We start from the raw sequence: 16,328 nt of genomic DNA on the forward strand, positions 1-16,328 counted from the left end.
TGGTGGGGTGGATGACCGACCCGACCAGACGCACGACCCCTCCGACGACCGGGAAACCAGCGAGAACGACCGTGGTGGGATGCTGCGCAGCTCGACCTCGGTGCTGGTATTGCTCGCGGGCATCGCGTTGGCGGTGATCGCGCTCGACGTGATCACCAAGTCGCTGGTCGTCGCGCTACTCGACCCGGAGCGCCCGGTGCACATCATCGGTGATGCCGTCACGCTGCGGCTCGTGCGCAACAGCGGCGCGGCATTCTCGATGGCGTCCGGCTACACCTGGGTATTGACGCTGATCGCCCTCGCGGTCGTGGTGGTCATCTTCCGGTTCAGCCGCAAACTCCGCTCGGGGTGGTGGGTCCTCGGTCTCGGGCTGGTCCTCGGCGGTGCCATCGGCAACCTGATCGATCGGATCTTCCGTGACCCCGCACCGCTGCGTGGCCACGTTGTCGACTTCATCTCGGTCGGCTGGTGGCCCGTGTTCAACGTCGCCGACTCCGCGGTTGTGTGCGGTGCCGTACTGCTCGTTGTGCTGTCGCTGCTCGGATACGACTACGACGGCTCGCGGTCGGGCTTTGCCGCTCGGCGCGCCGCGAAAGTCGAGGCCGAGAATGCGTGAATCGCGCTCCATGCCGGTTCCCGACGGGATCGCGGGCATGCGCCTCGATGCCGGGGTGTCCCGCATCCTCGGCCTCTCGCGAACCGTCGTGGCCACTCTCGCCGATGCGGGTGATGTGACCGTTGACGGCGTCGCGGTCGGCAAGTCGCACAAGCTCGCAGCGGGGAGTTGGCTCGACGTGCTGCTTCCCGAGCCGGACGAGCCGTTGCGGGTCGAGCCGACGCCGGTCGAAGACCTCTCGGTGATCTATCACGACTCCGACATCATCGTCGTCGACAAGCCCGTTGGCGTTGCGGCCCATCCGTCGCTGGGATGGAGCGGGCCGACCGTGGTGGGCGCGTTGGACGCCGCGGGATTCCGGATATCGACCTCGGGCGCGGCTGAACGGCAGGGCATCGTGTCGCGCCTCGACGTGGGAACGTCGGGGTTGATGGTGGTCGCGGCGTCGGAGCACGGATACACGTTGCTCAAGCGCGCGTTCCGCGACCGTGAGGTCGAGAAGGGCTATCACGCGCTGGTGCAGGGTCACCTCGATCCGCCGACCGGAACCATCGACGCGGCTATCGGCCGTCATCGGGGAGCCGACTGGAAATTCGCGGTGACCGCGAACGGCAAGCCGAGCATCACCCACTACGACACGCTGGAAATGTTCGCCGCTGCGTCGCTGCTCGACATCCACCTCGAAACGGGACGGACGCACCAGATTCGCGTGCACTTCTCCGCTCTGCACCACCCGTGCTGCGGTGACCTGACCTACGGAGCCGATCCGGTGTTGGCGGCGCGACTCGGGCTCGAGCGCCAGTGGCTGCACGCTCGTTCGCTCGGGTTCGCCCATCCTGCCGACGGGCGTTGGGTGGAGTTCGTCAGCCCCTATCCGGCCGACCTGCAACACGCTCTGGACATCCTGCGCGACACGTGAGTGCGCGCCCGCGCCGACACGCCGCGGGCGACACTCCGGGATCCTCGCCTCATCTGTCACAGCCTGGCGCGGCATGTTCGTGAGTGTCAGAGGGGAGTCCTACAGTGGTTGAGGTCGATCAGTGGTCGGGATCGATCAACGCGCACACAGCAACACGCGCAGCAACGCACGCACTCAGCAACACACGCAGTCAGCAACACGCACATTCAGTGACGTTCTGTCCGGGACGTTCCTTCGAGGTGAGAGGCATCCGTGGCCGGTTCGTTTGTCCACCTGCACAACCACACCGAGTACTCGATGCTCGACGGTGCAGCAAAGGTGTCGCCCCTGTTCGCGGAGGCCAAACGCCTGGGCATGACCGCGATCGGCATGACCGACCACGGCAACATGTTCGGTGCGAGTGAGTTCTACAACACCGCGATCAAGAACGAGATCAAGCCGATCATCGGCATCGAGGCCTACATCGCACCGGAGTCGCGGTTCAACACCAAACGCATCCAGTGGGGTACGCGCGACCAGAAGGGCGACGACGTCTCGGGCTCGGGCGCCTACACCCACATGACGATGGTCGCCGAGAACGCGACCGGTCTGCGTAATCTGTTCAAGCTGTCGTCACTGGCGTCCATCGAAGGCCAACTCGGCAAGTGGGCCCGCATGGACGCCGACCTCATCGCCGAATACGCCGAGGGCATCATCGCCACCACAGGGTGCCCGTCCGGAGAGGTCCAGACCCGTCTGCGTCTCGGTCATGACCGCGAAGCCCTCGAAGCGGCCGCCAAATGGCAGGAGATCTTCGGTAAGGAGAACTTCTACCTCGAGCTGATGGAGCACGGACTCGAGATCGAGCGCCGAGTCCGCGATGGCCTGCTCGACATCGGCCGCACGCTCGGCATCAAGCCGATCGTCACCAACGACTGCCACTACGTCACCAAAGACCACGCCGCGAGCCACGAGGCGCTGCTATGTGTGCAGACCGGTAAGACGCTGACCGACCCGACACGATTCAAGTTCGACGGTGACGGCTACTACCTGAAGTCCGCCGACGAGATGCGCGCCCAGTGGGATTCGGTCATCCCCGGCGCCTGCGACAACACCCTCGAGATCGGCGAGCGGGTGCAGTCCTACGCCGACGTCTTCACCCACCGCGACCGCATGCCGATCTTCCCCGTCCCCGACGGCGAATCGCAGCAGACGTGGCTGCGCAAGGAAGTGGCCAACGGTCTCGCCGAGCGTCGTTTCCCCGGCGTCGAGGTGCCAGAGGATTACCTGCGTCGCGCCAACTACGAGCTCGACGTCATCATCCAGATGGGTTTCCCCGCCTACTTTCTCGTGGTCGGCGACCTCATCCGGCATGCCCACGAGGTGGGTATCCGCGTCGGCCCCGGCCGTGGTTCCGCGGCGGGGTCGCTGGTCGCGTGGGCGCTCGGTATCACCAACATCGACCCGATCCCGCACGGACTGCTGTTCGAGCGATTCCTCAACCCCGAGCGGGTGTCGATGCCCGATATCGACATCGACTTCGACGACCGTCGACGCGGCGAGATGGTCCGCTACGCCACCGACCGGTGGGGCAGCGACAAGGTCGCCCAGGTCATCACCTTCGGCACCATCAAGACCAAGGCCGCGATCAAAGACTCCGCGCGAGTTCAGTTCGGCCAGCCCGGCTTTGCCATTGCCGACAAGATCACCAAGGCGTTGCCGCCGCCGATCATGGCCAAGGACATCCCGGTCTGGGGTATCACGAACCCCGAGCATGAGAGGTTCGGCGAGGCCACCGAGGTCCGCACTCTCATCGAGACCGATCCCGACGTCAAGAAGATCTACGACACCGCGATCGGACTCGAAGGCCTGATCCGTAACGCGGGCGTCCACGCGTGCGCGGTGATCATGTCCTCCGAGCCACTCACCGACGCGATCCCGGTGTGGAAGCGTGCACAGGACGGCGCGATCATCACCGGCTGGGACTACCCGTCGTGTGAGGCCATCGGTCTGTTGAAGATGGACTTCCTCGGTCTGCGCAACCTGACCGTCATCGGCGACGCGCTCGAGAACATCAAGCTCAACCGAGGCATCGATCTCGACCTCGACACCCTGCCGCTCGAAGACACCAAGACCTACGAGCTGCTGGCCAAGGGCGACACCCTCGGCGTGTTCCAGCTCGACGGCGCGGCGATGCGCGAACTGCTGAAGATGATGCAGCCCACCGGCTTCGAAGACATCGTCGCCGTGCTCGCGCTGTATCGCCCGGGACCGATGGGCGTGAACGCGCACACCGACTACGCCAAGCGTAAAAACGGGCTGCAGCAGATCAAGCCGATCCATCCCGAACTCGAAGAGCCCCTCAAGGAAATCCTCGCCGAGACCTACGGTCTGATCGTCTACCAAGAGCAGATCATGCAGATCGCTCAGAAGGTCGCGGGCTATTCGCTCGGGCAAGCAGACCTGCTGCGCCGCGCGATGGGCAAGAAGAAGAAGGAGATCCTCGACGAGGCCTACGACGGCTTCGCAGAGGGGATGCGCAACAACGGCTTCTCCCAGGCTGCCATCACCGCCCTGTGGGACACGGTGTTGCCCTTCGCCGGCTACGCGTTCAACAAGTCGCACGCGGCGGGCTACGGTCTGGTCTCCTTCTGGACCGCCTACCTCAAGGCGAACTACCCGGCCGAGTACATGGCCGGCCTGCTCACCTCCGTCGGCGACGACAAAGACAAGGCGGCCATCTATCTCGCCGACTGCCGGAAACTGGGCATCACGGTGCTCCCTCCCGACGTCAACGAGTCGCAGCACAACTTCGCCGCAGTCGGAACGGACATCCGCTTCGGTCTCGCCGCGATTCGCAACGTCGGCTCGGGCGTCGTGTCGTCGATCCTCGCCGCGCGCGACGAGAAGGGGAAGTTCACCAGTTTCTCCGACTACCTCAACAAGATCGATGTCACGGCGTGCAACAAGAAGGTCACCGAGTCGCTGGTGAAGGCGGGCGCATTCGATTCGCTCGACCATCCGCGCAAGGGTCTGTTCCTGATCCACGTCGAGGCGGTCGAGTCGGTTATCGGCACCAAGAAGGCCGAAGCGATCGGACAGTTCGACCTCTTCGGCGACGCGGGCGGCGGAGCCGACGACACCATGGCCGAGGTGTTCGCGGTCAAGGTGCCCGACCAGGAGTGGGATTCCAAACACAAGCTCGCACTCGAACGAGAGATGTTGGGGCTCTACGTGTCCGGGCATCCGCTCAGCGGCGTCGAACACGCCATCGCGGCCCAGACCGACACCTCGATCACGCAATTGCTCGAGGGCAACATCTCCGACGGTGCGCAGATCACCATCGGCGGGATCATCTCGTCGGTGACCCGCAGGGTGAACAAGAAGGGTGAGCCGTGGGCGGCCGTCACCCTCGAGGACATGGTCGGTGGTGTCGAGGTCTACTTCTTCCCGCGCGCGTTCCAGACCTACGGGATGGACATCGTCGCCGACAACATCGTGTTGGTGAAGGCGCGCGTCAACATGCGCGACGACTCGATGATGATCAGCGCCAACGACCTCGCCGTACCCGATCTCAATGCCGCGGGGGCCACCAAACCGGTCGCGCTGACACTTGCGGCTCGTGCCTGCACACCCGACCGCGTGCAGGCGCTCAAGCAGGTGCTCACCCGACATCCGGGTCCGGCCGACGTGCACGTGACGCTGGTCAGTGATGAGCGCTCGACAGTGCTGAAGTTGACCGAGTCGTTGCGCGTCACACCCAGTTCGGCCCTGATGGGCGATCTCAAGGCGCTACTCGGACCAACCTGCCTGGGCTGACCGACGCGGGTACGCTCCAGCAATGCCCGGCCACATCATCGTGCACGGCGATGACGCCCTCACCGAGCGCATCACCGAAGAACTACGGCTCGCGGGAGCGACCATCGTGTCGCTGCACGACCCTGCAGACCTGCCGGACGTCGGTGTCGAAACCGCCGCGGCCGTCGTCTGCGCCGGTTCCGACGACGCGCTCAACCTCGAGATCGCCCTTCTGACACGCCAACTCAGCGCCGAGGTGCGCGTCGTGACCAACCTGTCGAGCGGCGTCCTGCGCGACGCTGTCGCCCTCGGCAACGGCCCGGGGGCGGTGCTCGACGTCGCCGAGCTCGCGGGTCCGTCGGTGGTCGAGGCGTGTCTCGGCCGCACCACGCACCCGATTCCGGTGGCGGGCAACGACTTCCTCGTCGCGGGCGACTACGCGTCCCGCGACGCCACGTTGCGCGAACTCTACGGCGACCTCGCTCCAGTCGCCGTGCTGCGCGGTGAGCACAGCCCTGACGAGGGGGAGGTGGTTCCCTCGCCCGGGCGCGATCTCGCTGTGAGAGCGGGCGACTGGGTCGCGATGATCGGCACCGCCGACGAGTTGGCGCACCAGAGCATCGCTGTCAACGGCGATCCCGAGCGTGTGCACCGTCGACGCAACCGCCCCGTCTCGATGCGTCTGCTCGGCGGACTCCGGGCGTTCCGAGACGACGTGAATCCCAACCTGTTCCGTGCACTCGGTGTCTCGTTCGCCCTGTTGCTGGGCGCCACGGTCCTTCTGCGCTTCACCTACCACCGGCCAGGAATGAGCTTCGTCGACGCCCTCTACTTCTCCACCGAGACAATCGCGACCGTCGGCTACGGCGACTTCAGCTTCGTCGGTCAGCCGACGTGGCTGCGTCTCTTCGCGATCGCGTTGATGTTCGCGGGCATCACCACGACGGCGATCCTGATGGCGTTCGTTGCCGACCTGCTGCTGTCGCGCCGTATCGGGACATCGGCCGGACGCCGACGCGCGAGCCAGATGTCGGGCCACGTGATCGTGGTCGGTCTCGGCTCATTCGGAATCCGTGTCGCCACCGACCTCGTCGCGCTCGGTTATCCGGTCGCGGTGGTCGAGCGCAATGACGACAACCGTTACCTCGCTGCGGCAGCAGAACTCGACATCCCGGTCGTCTTCGGTGATGCGACGCTCCGCAGCACGTTGAACGACGCCGGACTTGCGCGGGCTCGGGCCGTCGCCGTGCTGACACACGACGACATGGTGAACATCGAGAGCGGCATCGTGCTGCGCGAACTACTCGGCGCACGGTGGTCCCGCGGCGCCGACGGACGACCTGGGGTGCCCGTCGTCATGCGCGTCTACGACCACTCGCTCGGTAAGGCCGTCGCGCATCGCTTCGGATTCCAGAACGTCCGGTCGACGGTCGAACTGGCGGCGCCGTGGTTCATCGGGGCTGCCCTGGGGCTCCAGGTGATCTCGACCTTCTCCGTCGGACAGCGTTCGTTCATGGTCGGTGGTTTGTTCATCCGCGCCGGGAGCCCCCTTGACGGCATGACCATGGCCGACCTGCCGACGCGCACACGCATCATCGCCATCGTGCGGGGCACCGACACCATCGTGCATCCCCGCCGCGACGATCGCCTCGCCGCAGACGACACCGCGTACCTCGTCGGTCCCTACCACGAGCTCTTCGACACCCTGCGTGGCGGGCGCTGACGCGAGCTGACCAGCAATTATCGGTCGGTCACTCTGGAAGGTTTCGGCTCACCGAACATTTTCTCGCGGGTGTGTCTATACTCGACGCAAAGCCCACCCGAACGGGTAGACGAACAGCCAGCCGAATCGTTGCGAGGTATCCGATGACAGTTCTGCTCGAGTCCAACGGAGCTCACCGCGGTCGCGCAACCGGCGCCGGCCACACGATCGACATCGCCGGAGTGAGCTGGCCGGTGCACAAGCTGTACTCAGCCGTGGCAGCCGCTGCGGTCGCGCTGGTCGCACTCGTCGTGACCCGGTCGCCCGAGATCGCCGCATGGTCGTCGGCCGCGGCAGGTGTCGCGGTGTGGATCGTCGCCGCCAGCCTCACGCGCGAGTCGGCTCAGCGGCCGGGGAACGCGGCGACCGACCCGGCTGAGTAACCACTCGGGATCTCATAGATCCGACCGTCGAAGCCCGCCCGGTACAGGTGCCCGGCCGAGAAGCCACTCGCGGAACGACCGTACGACACCACGCTCGACAGCGGCAGTCCGCTCGCGAGGACGCAATAGCGTCCCGGTGAGGTGATTCGCACGATCTGACCACCCGCGTTGAACGGAACCACCGGACGGTCGGCGGCGTCGAGTGTCAATCCGTCGGGTGCGGCGAGCGCGTCGGCGCCACCGAGCGTCAACAGACTCTGCACGACACGCGGATTGCCCGTCGAGATCCGGCTGACGCCCGGATTGCTGAATGTGCGCGACACGTACAGGAAGCTGTCGTCGCGGTTGAGTACCGCTCCGTTGGCGCTCGGGATCGAAGCCCAGTTGGCCTGGACGGCCCCGTTCGGAGTGATACGTCCGACCAAATTGCCGAAGTCGTTGGTGGCGTACACATTTCCGCGCGCCGACACATCCATTCCGTCGGCTGCGGAGAGGCCGCCGACCCACGGGCGCAGGGCGAGGTTGTTGACGTCGAGCCGAGCAATCGCGCCGGGACGGATCGCATCGCCCAGGAAGACGCGTGGGTCCGACCCGTAGCCGACGAGGAGCGTGCCGTCCGGGGTCCACGCGAGTGCCCCTGCGCCACCGGAGGGAACCTTGGCGATCGGCACGGCACCGGCGCCGGGTCGATCGAGTCGGAACACCCGGCCGCTGACCAGTTCGGTGGTGTAGAGCCGTCCGCGCGAATCGACAGTCAGCCCTTCCAACGCTGCTCCGGGAACAGTTCCGACGAGCCGCGCCGGTGCTGCGCCACCCGGACACGGCGCCGCGGCATTCGCGGGACCGGTGCCGGTGACGGCGGTGACGATCACCGTCGCGCACGCTGCTGCGCAGGCGGTGGCAAGAGCTGTGGTCCGCCGAAGAGTTCCAGTCCGAAGGGCTGCCATGGGAACGCGGTGTCGGAGCATGCCGACCTCCTGCTTGTCGTCCGCCGCGATGCGGTGAGTGTGTCGCCACTGGGCTGGACGACGGCGTGTCGACGACGACGCGGCGAAATGGGTGGACGTCACCGATGCTACGTCGGTCGGGTCGCCCGACGAGGGATTTCGTGAGGTGAGACCATAAGAGCGTGAGTACGCAACACCTCGGAATCGACAATTCGCAGCCCACGACGTCGGATCAGCAGCTCTCCGCCGACGCGATCGAAGCGGCTGTTGAGCGAATTTCGCCCGCGGTCACGCGCACCCCGCTCGAGGCGGTCCCACGAATCTCGGAGGCGTACGGCGCGCGGATTCATGTCAAGCGCGAAGACCTGCAAACCGTACGGTCCTACAAGATCCGCGGCGCGTACAACACCATGTCGCTGCTGTCCGACGACGAGCTCGCGCCCGGCGTCGTCGCGGCCAGTGCAGGCAACCACGCACAGGGTGTCGCCTACGCCTGCCGCACGATGAAGGTCCCCGGCCGCATCTACGTCCCGACGACCACGCCGAAGCAGAAGCGCGACCGTATTCGTTGGCACGGAGGCGAATTCGTCGAACTCATCGCGGTCGGCGACACCTACGACGCCGCCGCGGCGGCCGCGCAGGACGATGTGATCCGGACCGGCGCCGCATGGATTCACGCATTCGACGACCCGCGCACCGCGGCCGGTCAGGGCACCAGTGCGGTGGAGATCGTCGAGCAGCTCGGCCGGGTTCCCGACGTCGTCGTCCTTCCGGTCGGCGGGGGCGGCTGCCTGGCGGGTATCGCCACCTATCTGCGGGCGAAATCCGACGACGTCGCGATCATCGGTGTCGAACCGTACGGTGCGGCATCGCTGTCGGCGGCGCTGGCGGCAGGCGGGCCGGTCACGCTCGACGAGATCGACCCGTTCGTCGACGGCGCGGCGGTCAAGCGAATCGGAGCACTCGGTCACCACGCACTCGCCTCGATGGGCGCGACCGTCGCCGATCACCCCGAGGTGCGCCGACAGGTCGCGCGGCAGGGCGGAACGTCGCACGTGCCGGTGCTGTCCGTCGACGATCCGCTGGTCGTGACACCGGGTACCACCCACATCACCCACGTCGACGAGGGCGCGATCTGTTCGACGATGCTCGACCTCTATCAGAACGAGGGAATCATCGCCGAGCCCGCAGGCGCGCTGGCCGTTACCGCACTGTCGAGACTCTCGCTGCCCGCCGACGCCGACGTCGTCTGCCTGATCTCCGGCGGCAACAACGACGTGTCGAGGTACAACGAGATCATCGAACGGTCTCTTGTCCACAAGGGGCTCAAGCACTACTTCCTCGTCGACTTCCCGCAGGAACCGGGTGCGCTGCGCAGGTTCCTCGACGAAGTCCTCGGTCCCGACGACGACATCACGGTGTTCGAGTACGTCAAACGCAACAACCGTGAGACGGGTGCGGCGCTCGTCGGCATCGAGCTGGGTTCACCGGAAGGGCTCGGCGACCTCATGGAGCGGATGTCGCACTCGCGACTCAACTGCGAGCGACTCGAGCCGGGCTCGTCGGCGTACAACTATCTGACGTGACCCGCGGTTTCTGACCTGACTGCCGTTTCTGACCTGACCGGCCGGTTCCTGGTCGTACGTCAGCGAACTCTGGTGCCGACGATGACGTTGTGGCCCCCGCTGTGCAGGCCGTCGTCGCTGATGTCGACGTCGGTCCAGCTCAGTGCCGGTTCGAGCGGGATCGGCACGGTGGTCGGCTCTGCGCCGATCACAGCGACGACGGTCTGGTCGCCACGATGCATCGCGAACCAGCCGGCCTGCTCGTCGTACTCGACATCTACGGAGGCAAAAGAGCTGTCGGCGAACGCGTTTCGTGTCTTCCGGAGTTCGATGAGTGCACGGTAGAACTCGAGTACCCGCGCGTGGACTCCGGTGTCGGGTTCGCTCCAGTCGAGTTTCGAGTCGGCGAATGTCTGCGGTGATTGTGGATCGGGGATCTCGGCGCTATCCCAACCGTGCTCGGCGAACTCGGCCTTGCGTCCCTCGGCGGTTGCGCGGCCGAGCTCGGGTTCGGGGTGTGAGGTGAAGAACTGAAACGGGGTGCTCGCCGCCCACTCCTCACCCATGAACAGCATGGGCGTGAAGGGGGAGAGGAGCACCAACGCGGCCTTGATGGCGAGCTGGCCGGCATCGAGATAGGCCGATGGGCGGTCTCCGATGGCGCGGTTGCCGATCTGGTCGTGGTTGCAGGTGTAGGCGAGCAGTGCCGCTGCGGGGATCTCGTCGGTCGGAATCGGCCTGCCGTGATGTCGTCGTCGAAACGACGAGTAGGTGCCATCGTGAAAGAAGCCACCCCGCAACACCTTTGCCAGTGCGCCGTAGCTGCCGAAGTCGGCGTAGTAGCCCTGGCGCTCTCCGGATATGAGTGTGTGAATCGCGTGGTGGATGTCGTCGTCCCACTGTGCAGTCAGGCCGAAGCCTGCGCGATCACGCGGCCAGATCAGGCGGGGATCGTTGAGGTCGCTCTCGGCGATGAGTGATAGTGGCCTGCCGAGTTCTGCTGCGAGAGAATCTGTTTCGGCTGCCAGCTCCTCGAGGAGGTGTACCGCGCGATGATCGTTGAGGGCGTGGACGGCGTCGAGTCTCAGTGCGTCGATGTGGAAGTCGCGTAACCACCGCAGCGCGTTGGAGATGATGTAGTCACGCACGGTGTCGGAGTCCGGTCCGGCTAGGTTGAGTCCGGCGCCCCACGAGGTGGCGCCGTCGCTGAGGTACGGCCCGTACTCGGGCAGATAGTTTCCCGACGGTCCGAGGTGGTTGTAGACGACGTCGAGCACGACTCCGATCCCGCGTGCATGGCATGCGTCGACGAACCGCGCGAGTGCATCGGGACCGCCATAGGATTCCTGGACCGCGAACCAATCGACGCCGTCGTATCCCCATCCGACGTCGCCGTTGAACGCATTGACCGGCATGAGTTCGACGAAGTCGACGCCGAGGTCGACGAGGTGGTCGAGTTTGTCGATGGCGGCGTCGAGTGTCCCGGTGGGAGTGAAGGTTCCGACGTGAAGCTCGTAGATGATCGCACCGAGAATCGACCGTCCGCGCCACCCGTCGTCGGTCCAGATCGATTCGTCGACGACGTGCAACGCCGACATGTCGTGCACACCGTCCGGCTGGCGGACAGACCTGGGATCGGGACGCACGGGAGCGTCGTCGTCTGTGTCGTCCGACAAGATTCGGAAGCCGTAGCGACGGCCTGTATCCGACTCCGACGGCGCGCCGGAATCGGCACCGCCCTCGGCGTCGACCCGCCACCAGCCCGGTGAATCGGACACTCGCGTCATCGGACTGCCGTCGGTGTCCGACGAGTCGGTCACGAGAACGACAGCATTCGCGGCCGGGGCCCACACCTCGATGTCGCCAATGAAGCAGGGAGGAGTGAACCGTCTCGACGGCGCGCTTGTGTGCACGTCTTCCTCCGACCTCGAGGCTCCTGTCGCCAGGGTGTCTGCGTCGACAGGGCCGAGCGGTTCGGGGTTGGTCTGCATGGCCCCAACGGTAGATCCGCTGGCGGCCGGGCGCCGACTCGCCACCATGTGACCCATCACACATGATGTCAGCGTGGCGATGTATATTACCGCGCAGTTAGATAAGTGAACTCTGGCAAACGACCGCTTGTTGGCATAGCGCCAACAGTGGCATGATTGCCGGCAGCGTGCGGCACCGCACAACACGGGCAGGGGTGGTTGTCATCGAGAGTCGGGCATGAGTGAGACCGCGGAGCGCGAGAGTGCGGCGCCAGAACGTGGCGTGACCATCCGGTCTCGCCACAACGGCGCTGCGGTCTGGTTTCGCGAGCATGTCGTGGCGTCGTTCGACACGTTCGGGCGGCAACTCGGTCTGTTCGTCGAGGTGTTCAGAACCCTATTCGTCGATATCGCCAAACGACGGTTTCCGTTCGCGGAGTTCATCCGTCAGTGCGCTTTCATGGCCAGCACGTCCGTGTTGCCGACCCTGCTCGTCGCCATCCCGATCGGCGTCATCGTGTCGATCCAGGTCAGCAACATCGCAGGCCAGATCGGAGCGACGTCGTTCTCGGGTGCGGCAACCGGTCTCGGTGTGATTCGACAGGGTGCACCGCTGGTGACGTCACTGTTGCTCGCGGGCGCCGTCGGCTCGGCCATCGCCGCCGACCTCGGCTCGCGGACGATCCGCGACGAGATCGATGCGATGAGGGTGATGGGTGTCAATCCGATCGAACGACTCATCTCGCCGCGACTCCTCGCGACGATGGTCGTGAGTTTCCTGCTGTGTGGCTTCGTGTGCTTCGTCGGCTTCATCACCGGCTACGTGTTCAACGTGTACTTCCAGGGCGGCACGCCCGGTAGTTACACCGGTACCTTCGCATCGTTCGCCTCTGTCTCCGACCTCTCGTTCGCGCTCATCAAATCGGTCATCTTCGGGGCGATCGTGGCGATTGTCGCCTGTGATCGCGGGTTGTCGACCAAGGGCGGGCCTGCGGGCGTGGCGAATTCGGTCAACGCCGCCGTCGTCAACTCGGTGCTTCTCTTGTTCACGGTGAACGTCATTCTCACGCAGATGTTCGCTCTCCTCGTCCCGACGAAGGTGGTGTGAGGTGACCGCATCACGGTATGTGCCACCGGTTCTACGTCCGCTCGGCGCGGGCAAGGTAGTCGTCACCGCACCGCGCGACGCACTCGCCAGGATGGGGCATCTCGTCACGTTCCTCGTGCGGTCGATCGGTGCTGTGCCGCTCACCTTCACCCACTACCGCAAAGAGGTGTGGCGCCTGCTCTCCGACGTCGCATGGGGCAACGGGGCGATCGTGGTCGGCGGTGGGACCGTCGGCGTGATGCTCATCCTCGGTGTCATGGGCGGGGCGACGGTGGGTATCGAGGGCTACACCGCGCTGAACCTGCTCGGCATGGCGCCGGTGACCGGTGGACTCTCGGCCTTCGCGACCACCCGCGAGATCGGACCACTACTCGCAGCGACCGCGTTCACCGCACAGTCGGGATGTCGGTTCACCGCGCAGTTGGGATCGATGCGGATCAGCGAGGAGATCGACGCACTCGAGTCGATCGCGATCCGACCGATGCCGTATCTCGTGACCACCCGCATGCTCGCGGCCGTGATCGCGATCGTGCCGCTCTACTCGGTGTCGTTGGCCGCGAACTACATCGCCTGCCAGGTCATGTTCCAGCTCCAGAGCGGCAAGGGGGCAGGTGACTACCTTTCGTATTTCGACTCGTTCATCCGCTCTCAGGACGTGCTCTTCTCGTTCATCAAAGTGATCATCTTCGTGCTGCTGACCACCTTTATCCAGTGCTACTACGGGTATTTCGCGTCGGGCGGACCCGAGGGGGTCGGCGTCGCAGCGGGCCACGCGATCCGACTCGCGATCATCGTCATCGTCTTCGCGAATCTCATCATGACGCTCGTCTTCTGGGGCATGTCGTCCGGCGTTCGGATATCGGGATGAGGGGGGACCGATGAACATCGCCACCGACGGACGCAACCCGTCGCTGCGCCAGTACGTTCTGCGCGGACTGATCTTCGTGGTTGTTCTCGCCATCATGTTCGTCGTCCTGTTCATGCGTTATCAGGGTGCGTTCGACTCGGTCGTCGGCGTGCACGCCGAGATGGAAGACATCGGCGACGGGCTCGTCGACAGCGCGGATGTCCGGTACAACGGCCTGATCGTCGGCGAGGTCAAGACCATGCAGCTCTCCACCGAGACGGGGGCGGGCGGCAAACAGATCAAGGTTGTCGACATCGACCTCGATCCCTCTCAGGCCGAGGGCATTCCGGCAAATGTGACGGCGCGGACGGTGCCGTCGAATCTGTTCGGCGTGAACTCGGTGGAGTTCGTCGCCCCCGAACAGCCGGCACCAGAACATCTTTCCGACGGCGCCAACATTCCCGCAGACCGGTCACTTCCGACCATCAAGCTGCAAGACGCGCAGAACGATCTGCGTACACTGCTGACAGCTGTCCCGCCCGAGCAACTCGCGTCTGTGCTCGGCACCATCGCGGATGCGCTGCACGGTGGTGGCGCAGTGTTCGGGATGTTCTCCGGCGAACTCAAGACATACTTCGAATCCCTCAACGCGCAGTTCCCGGCGGGTGCACCGTCGGGTTTCGACAACTTCAACGATTCGGTACTCGGACTGGCGAAGTCGGCGCCCGAACTACTGAACACATTGGGCCGCAGCGTCATCCCAGCTATGACCGTCGCATCACATCAACGTGACATCACCGCGCTCCTCACCGCGGCGTCGACCACGCTGGATCAGGCGCAGACCCTGTTCGCGCGCAACGGCGACGTGGCCAAGCGATTGGTTCCCGATCTCGACACGATGATCGGCGCAGTGACACTCGAGCCGAACTCGCTTCCGCAGGCGCTCACCGCTCTCAACCAACTGGCCGCCAAGGCGGTCACGGTGTTCACCGGACTCAACGGCCACGTCCAGGTCAACGTCGGCCTCAGTTTCGGTGCGCTGCAACAGTACTCGCGCGCGAACTGCCCGGTCTACAACGGCGGGCCGTACGGCCAGGCGCGCGGTCCGGGATGTATCGGACCGGGAACAGGTACCGGTCCCACCAGTTCGGGGCCGCTGCGCGTTGCGCCGGCCTCCAACCAGCAGGGATCGCGCCAGCAGGGATCGGGCCAGCCATCCAACGACGGCGACCGGTCGTCGGCGGGCGCGGTCACCACCGGCGCAGACAATCAGACACTGACAACGGCACTCGATCGCGCACCGCGTGCGGCCGACACGCTGATGCTCGGCCCACTCGTGCAGTCCGTGTCGCTCGAACAAGAACACGACGGCAACGGCACGGGGGGAGGACGATGAGCGCGGTCGAGGGGTCGATCCGAAAGCCGTTGATAGGCTTCACCATCTTCGCCGTGGTCGCGTTGTTGCTGACGTACATCATCTATTCGACGCTCGAGCGTTCCGTGTCGGGTCCTACGCGCGACTTCTCGGCGTACTTCAACGACGCGTCGGGCCTGCTCTCGGGCGACGACGTGCGGATGGCAGGTGTTCGCGTCGGACGTGTGCAGTCGATCGACCTCGACCACGGCCGCGCCAAGGTGACGTTCGAGGTGCAACAGGACCAGCCGGTGTTCACCACCACGCAGGCGGCGATCCGGTACCAGAACCTCGTCGGGCAGCGCTACCTCGCGCTCTCGCGCAAGGACGCGGCATCCGAGGCGCCGTTGTCTCCAGGTTCGACGTTGCAGCAGCCCTCCCAGGATTCGTTCGACGTCACCAAGTTGTTGGCGGGCTTCCAGCCGGTGTTCGACACGCTGCAGCCCGAGCAGGTCAACGCGTTGTCGAACGGGTTGATCCAAGCGTTCCAGGGCGACACCGTGTCGTTGAACACCACTGTTGCGCAGATCAGCAAACTCGCCTCCGACATGGCCAACCGCGACGTCGTGATCGGAGCGATCATCGACAACCTCAGCGGCGTGATGCGCGACCTCTCGGTGCAGAAGAGTCAGCTCACCGGGGTCGTGACCAGCGTCGCGTCGCTCATCGAGAAACTCAACGCGAACTCGGCCGCGCTGGGGAAGTCCGTCGACCAGGTCGGGAAAACCGCAGCAGGATTCGCAGATGTGCTCGGTCGGTCGCGTACAGATCTGGCGGCGGCCGCGAACAACACCAGGTATGCGACGAACGGGCTGATCTCGGCGGGCGCGTCACTCGACCAGACCGTGGTCGATCTGCCGAAGTTCCTCGCGCTCCTACCGAAAGCGATGCAGGAGGGGGCGTATCTGAACGTGTACGCATGTGATCTCGACATCTCGATAGGCAATGTTCTGCTGCCTCCGGGAATCCTCAACAAAGTCGGCGGCACCAAGCACTCCCCGGTGTGCCAATGAGCGGGCG

At 65.2% G+C, this 16,328-nt stretch carries 12 protein-coding genes; 10 read left to right on the forward strand and 2 right to left on the reverse strand.

Annotation, left to right across the window (positions count from 1 at the left end):
- The first annotated feature begins 7 nt into the window (after positions 1-7).
- From lspA to GOSPT_RS09670, 5 genes are all read left to right on the forward strand, one after another.
- Positions 8-616: a signal peptidase II gene (gene lspA, locus GOSPT_RS09650; protein ID WP_039855455.1), complete on the forward strand. Its 609-nt coding sequence runs from the start codon at positions 8-10 to the stop codon at positions 614-616.
- Positions 609-1,535, forward strand: a complete 927-nt coding sequence (locus GOSPT_RS09655) for an RluA family pseudouridine synthase (RefSeq protein ID WP_039855458.1) — start codon at positions 609-611, stop codon at positions 1,533-1,535. The genes lspA and GOSPT_RS09655 overlap by 8 nt, the downstream gene beginning before the upstream one ends.
- Positions 1,536-1,787: 252 nt before the next feature.
- A complete protein-coding gene (gene dnaE, locus GOSPT_RS09660; RefSeq protein ID WP_005205645.1) occupies positions 1,788-5,333 on the forward strand; it encodes a DNA polymerase III subunit alpha in 3,546 nt (1,181 codons plus the stop codon).
- Between the two features lie 22 nt (positions 5,334-5,355).
- Complete coding sequence (locus tag GOSPT_RS09665; protein WP_005205646.1) at positions 5,356-7,035, forward strand: NAD-binding protein; 1,680 nt, start codon at positions 5,356-5,358, stop codon at positions 7,033-7,035.
- Between the two features lie 143 nt (positions 7,036-7,178).
- Positions 7,179-7,457 (forward strand): hypothetical protein, encoded by a 279-nt coding sequence (locus tag GOSPT_RS09670; protein WP_005205647.1) that lies wholly within the window; start codon positions 7,179-7,181, stop codon positions 7,455-7,457.
- Here GOSPT_RS09670 and GOSPT_RS09675 read toward each other — a convergent pair.
- Entirely contained in the window at positions 7,418-8,404 is a 987-nt protein-coding gene (locus GOSPT_RS09675; RefSeq protein WP_039855505.1) for an SMP-30/gluconolactonase/LRE family protein, read from the reverse strand. The genes GOSPT_RS09670 and GOSPT_RS09675 overlap by 40 nt on opposite strands.
- Before the next feature lie 182 nt (positions 8,405-8,586).
- On the opposite strand from GOSPT_RS09675, the gene ilvA reads away from it, so the two are divergent.
- The gene (ilvA, locus tag GOSPT_RS09680) at positions 8,587-9,990 is read left to right on the forward strand and encodes a threonine ammonia-lyase IlvA (protein WP_005205649.1); all 1,404 of its coding nucleotides are present in this window, start codon (positions 8,587-8,589) and stop codon (positions 9,988-9,990) included.
- 59 nt (positions 9,991-10,049) lie between these two features.
- Here the strand turns inward: ilvA and treZ are convergent, their stop codons facing one another.
- A complete protein-coding gene (gene treZ / locus GOSPT_RS09685) occupies positions 10,050-11,960 on the reverse strand; it encodes a malto-oligosyltrehalose trehalohydrolase (protein ID WP_005205651.1) in 1,911 nt (636 codons plus the stop codon).
- Positions 11,961-12,177: 217 nt separating this feature from the next.
- Here treZ and GOSPT_RS09690 point away from each other — a divergent pair, with 217 nt between their 5' ends.
- The 4 genes from GOSPT_RS09690 to GOSPT_RS09705 are packed head-to-tail and all read left to right on the forward strand — an operon-like array spanning position 12,178 to position 16,321.
- Entirely contained in the window at positions 12,178-13,047 is an 870-nt protein-coding gene (locus tag GOSPT_RS09690) for an MlaE family ABC transporter permease (RefSeq protein ID WP_005205653.1), read from the forward strand.
- 1 nt (position 13,048) lies between these two features.
- Entirely contained in the window at positions 13,049-13,915 is an 867-nt protein-coding gene (locus GOSPT_RS09695; protein ID WP_005205655.1) for an MlaE family ABC transporter permease, read from the forward strand.
- Between the two features lie 10 nt (positions 13,916-13,925).
- Positions 13,926-15,290: an MlaD family protein gene (locus GOSPT_RS09700; protein ID WP_005205657.1), complete on the forward strand. Its 1,365-nt coding sequence runs from the start codon at positions 13,926-13,928 to the stop codon at positions 15,288-15,290.
- Positions 15,287-16,321 carry an MCE family protein gene (locus GOSPT_RS09705; RefSeq protein ID WP_005205659.1) on the forward strand — a complete coding sequence of 345 codons (1,035 nt, stop codon included), beginning with the start codon at positions 15,287-15,289 and terminating at the stop codon, positions 16,319-16,321. The genes GOSPT_RS09700 and GOSPT_RS09705 overlap by 4 nt, the downstream gene beginning before the upstream one ends.
- Positions 16,322-16,328: the final 7 nt, after the last annotated feature.

It is taken from the genome of Gordonia sputi NBRC 100414, assembly GCF_000248055.1.
GTDB classification, from domain to species: Bacteria; Actinomycetota; Actinomycetes; order Mycobacteriales; family Mycobacteriaceae; genus Gordonia; species Gordonia sputi.

Coding starts and splice junctions, on each gene's coding strand:
- GOSPT_RS09690 (WP_005205653.1), top strand. CDS start 12,178: ATGAGTGAGACCGCGGAGCGCGAGAGTGCGGCGCCAGAACGTGGCGTG.
- GOSPT_RS09655 (WP_039855458.1), top strand. CDS start 609: ATGCGTGAATCGCGCTCCATGCCGGTTCCCGACGGGATCGCGGGCATG.
- treZ (WP_005205651.1), bottom strand. CDS start 11,960: ATGCAGACCAACCCCGAACCGCTCGGCCCTGTCGACGCAGACACCCTG.
- GOSPT_RS09665 (WP_005205646.1), top strand. CDS start 5,356: ATGCCCGGCCACATCATCGTGCACGGCGATGACGCCCTCACCGAGCGC.
- GOSPT_RS09705 (WP_005205659.1), top strand. CDS start 15,287: ATGAGCGCGGTCGAGGGGTCGATCCGAAAGCCGTTGATAGGCTTCACC.
- GOSPT_RS09670 (WP_005205647.1), top strand. CDS start 7,179: ATGACAGTTCTGCTCGAGTCCAACGGAGCTCACCGCGGTCGCGCAACC.
- GOSPT_RS09700 (WP_005205657.1), top strand. CDS start 13,926: ATGAACATCGCCACCGACGGACGCAACCCGTCGCTGCGCCAGTACGTT.
- GOSPT_RS09675 (WP_039855505.1), bottom strand. CDS start 8,404: ATGGCAGCCCTTCGGACTGGAACTCTTCGGCGGACCACAGCTCTTGCC.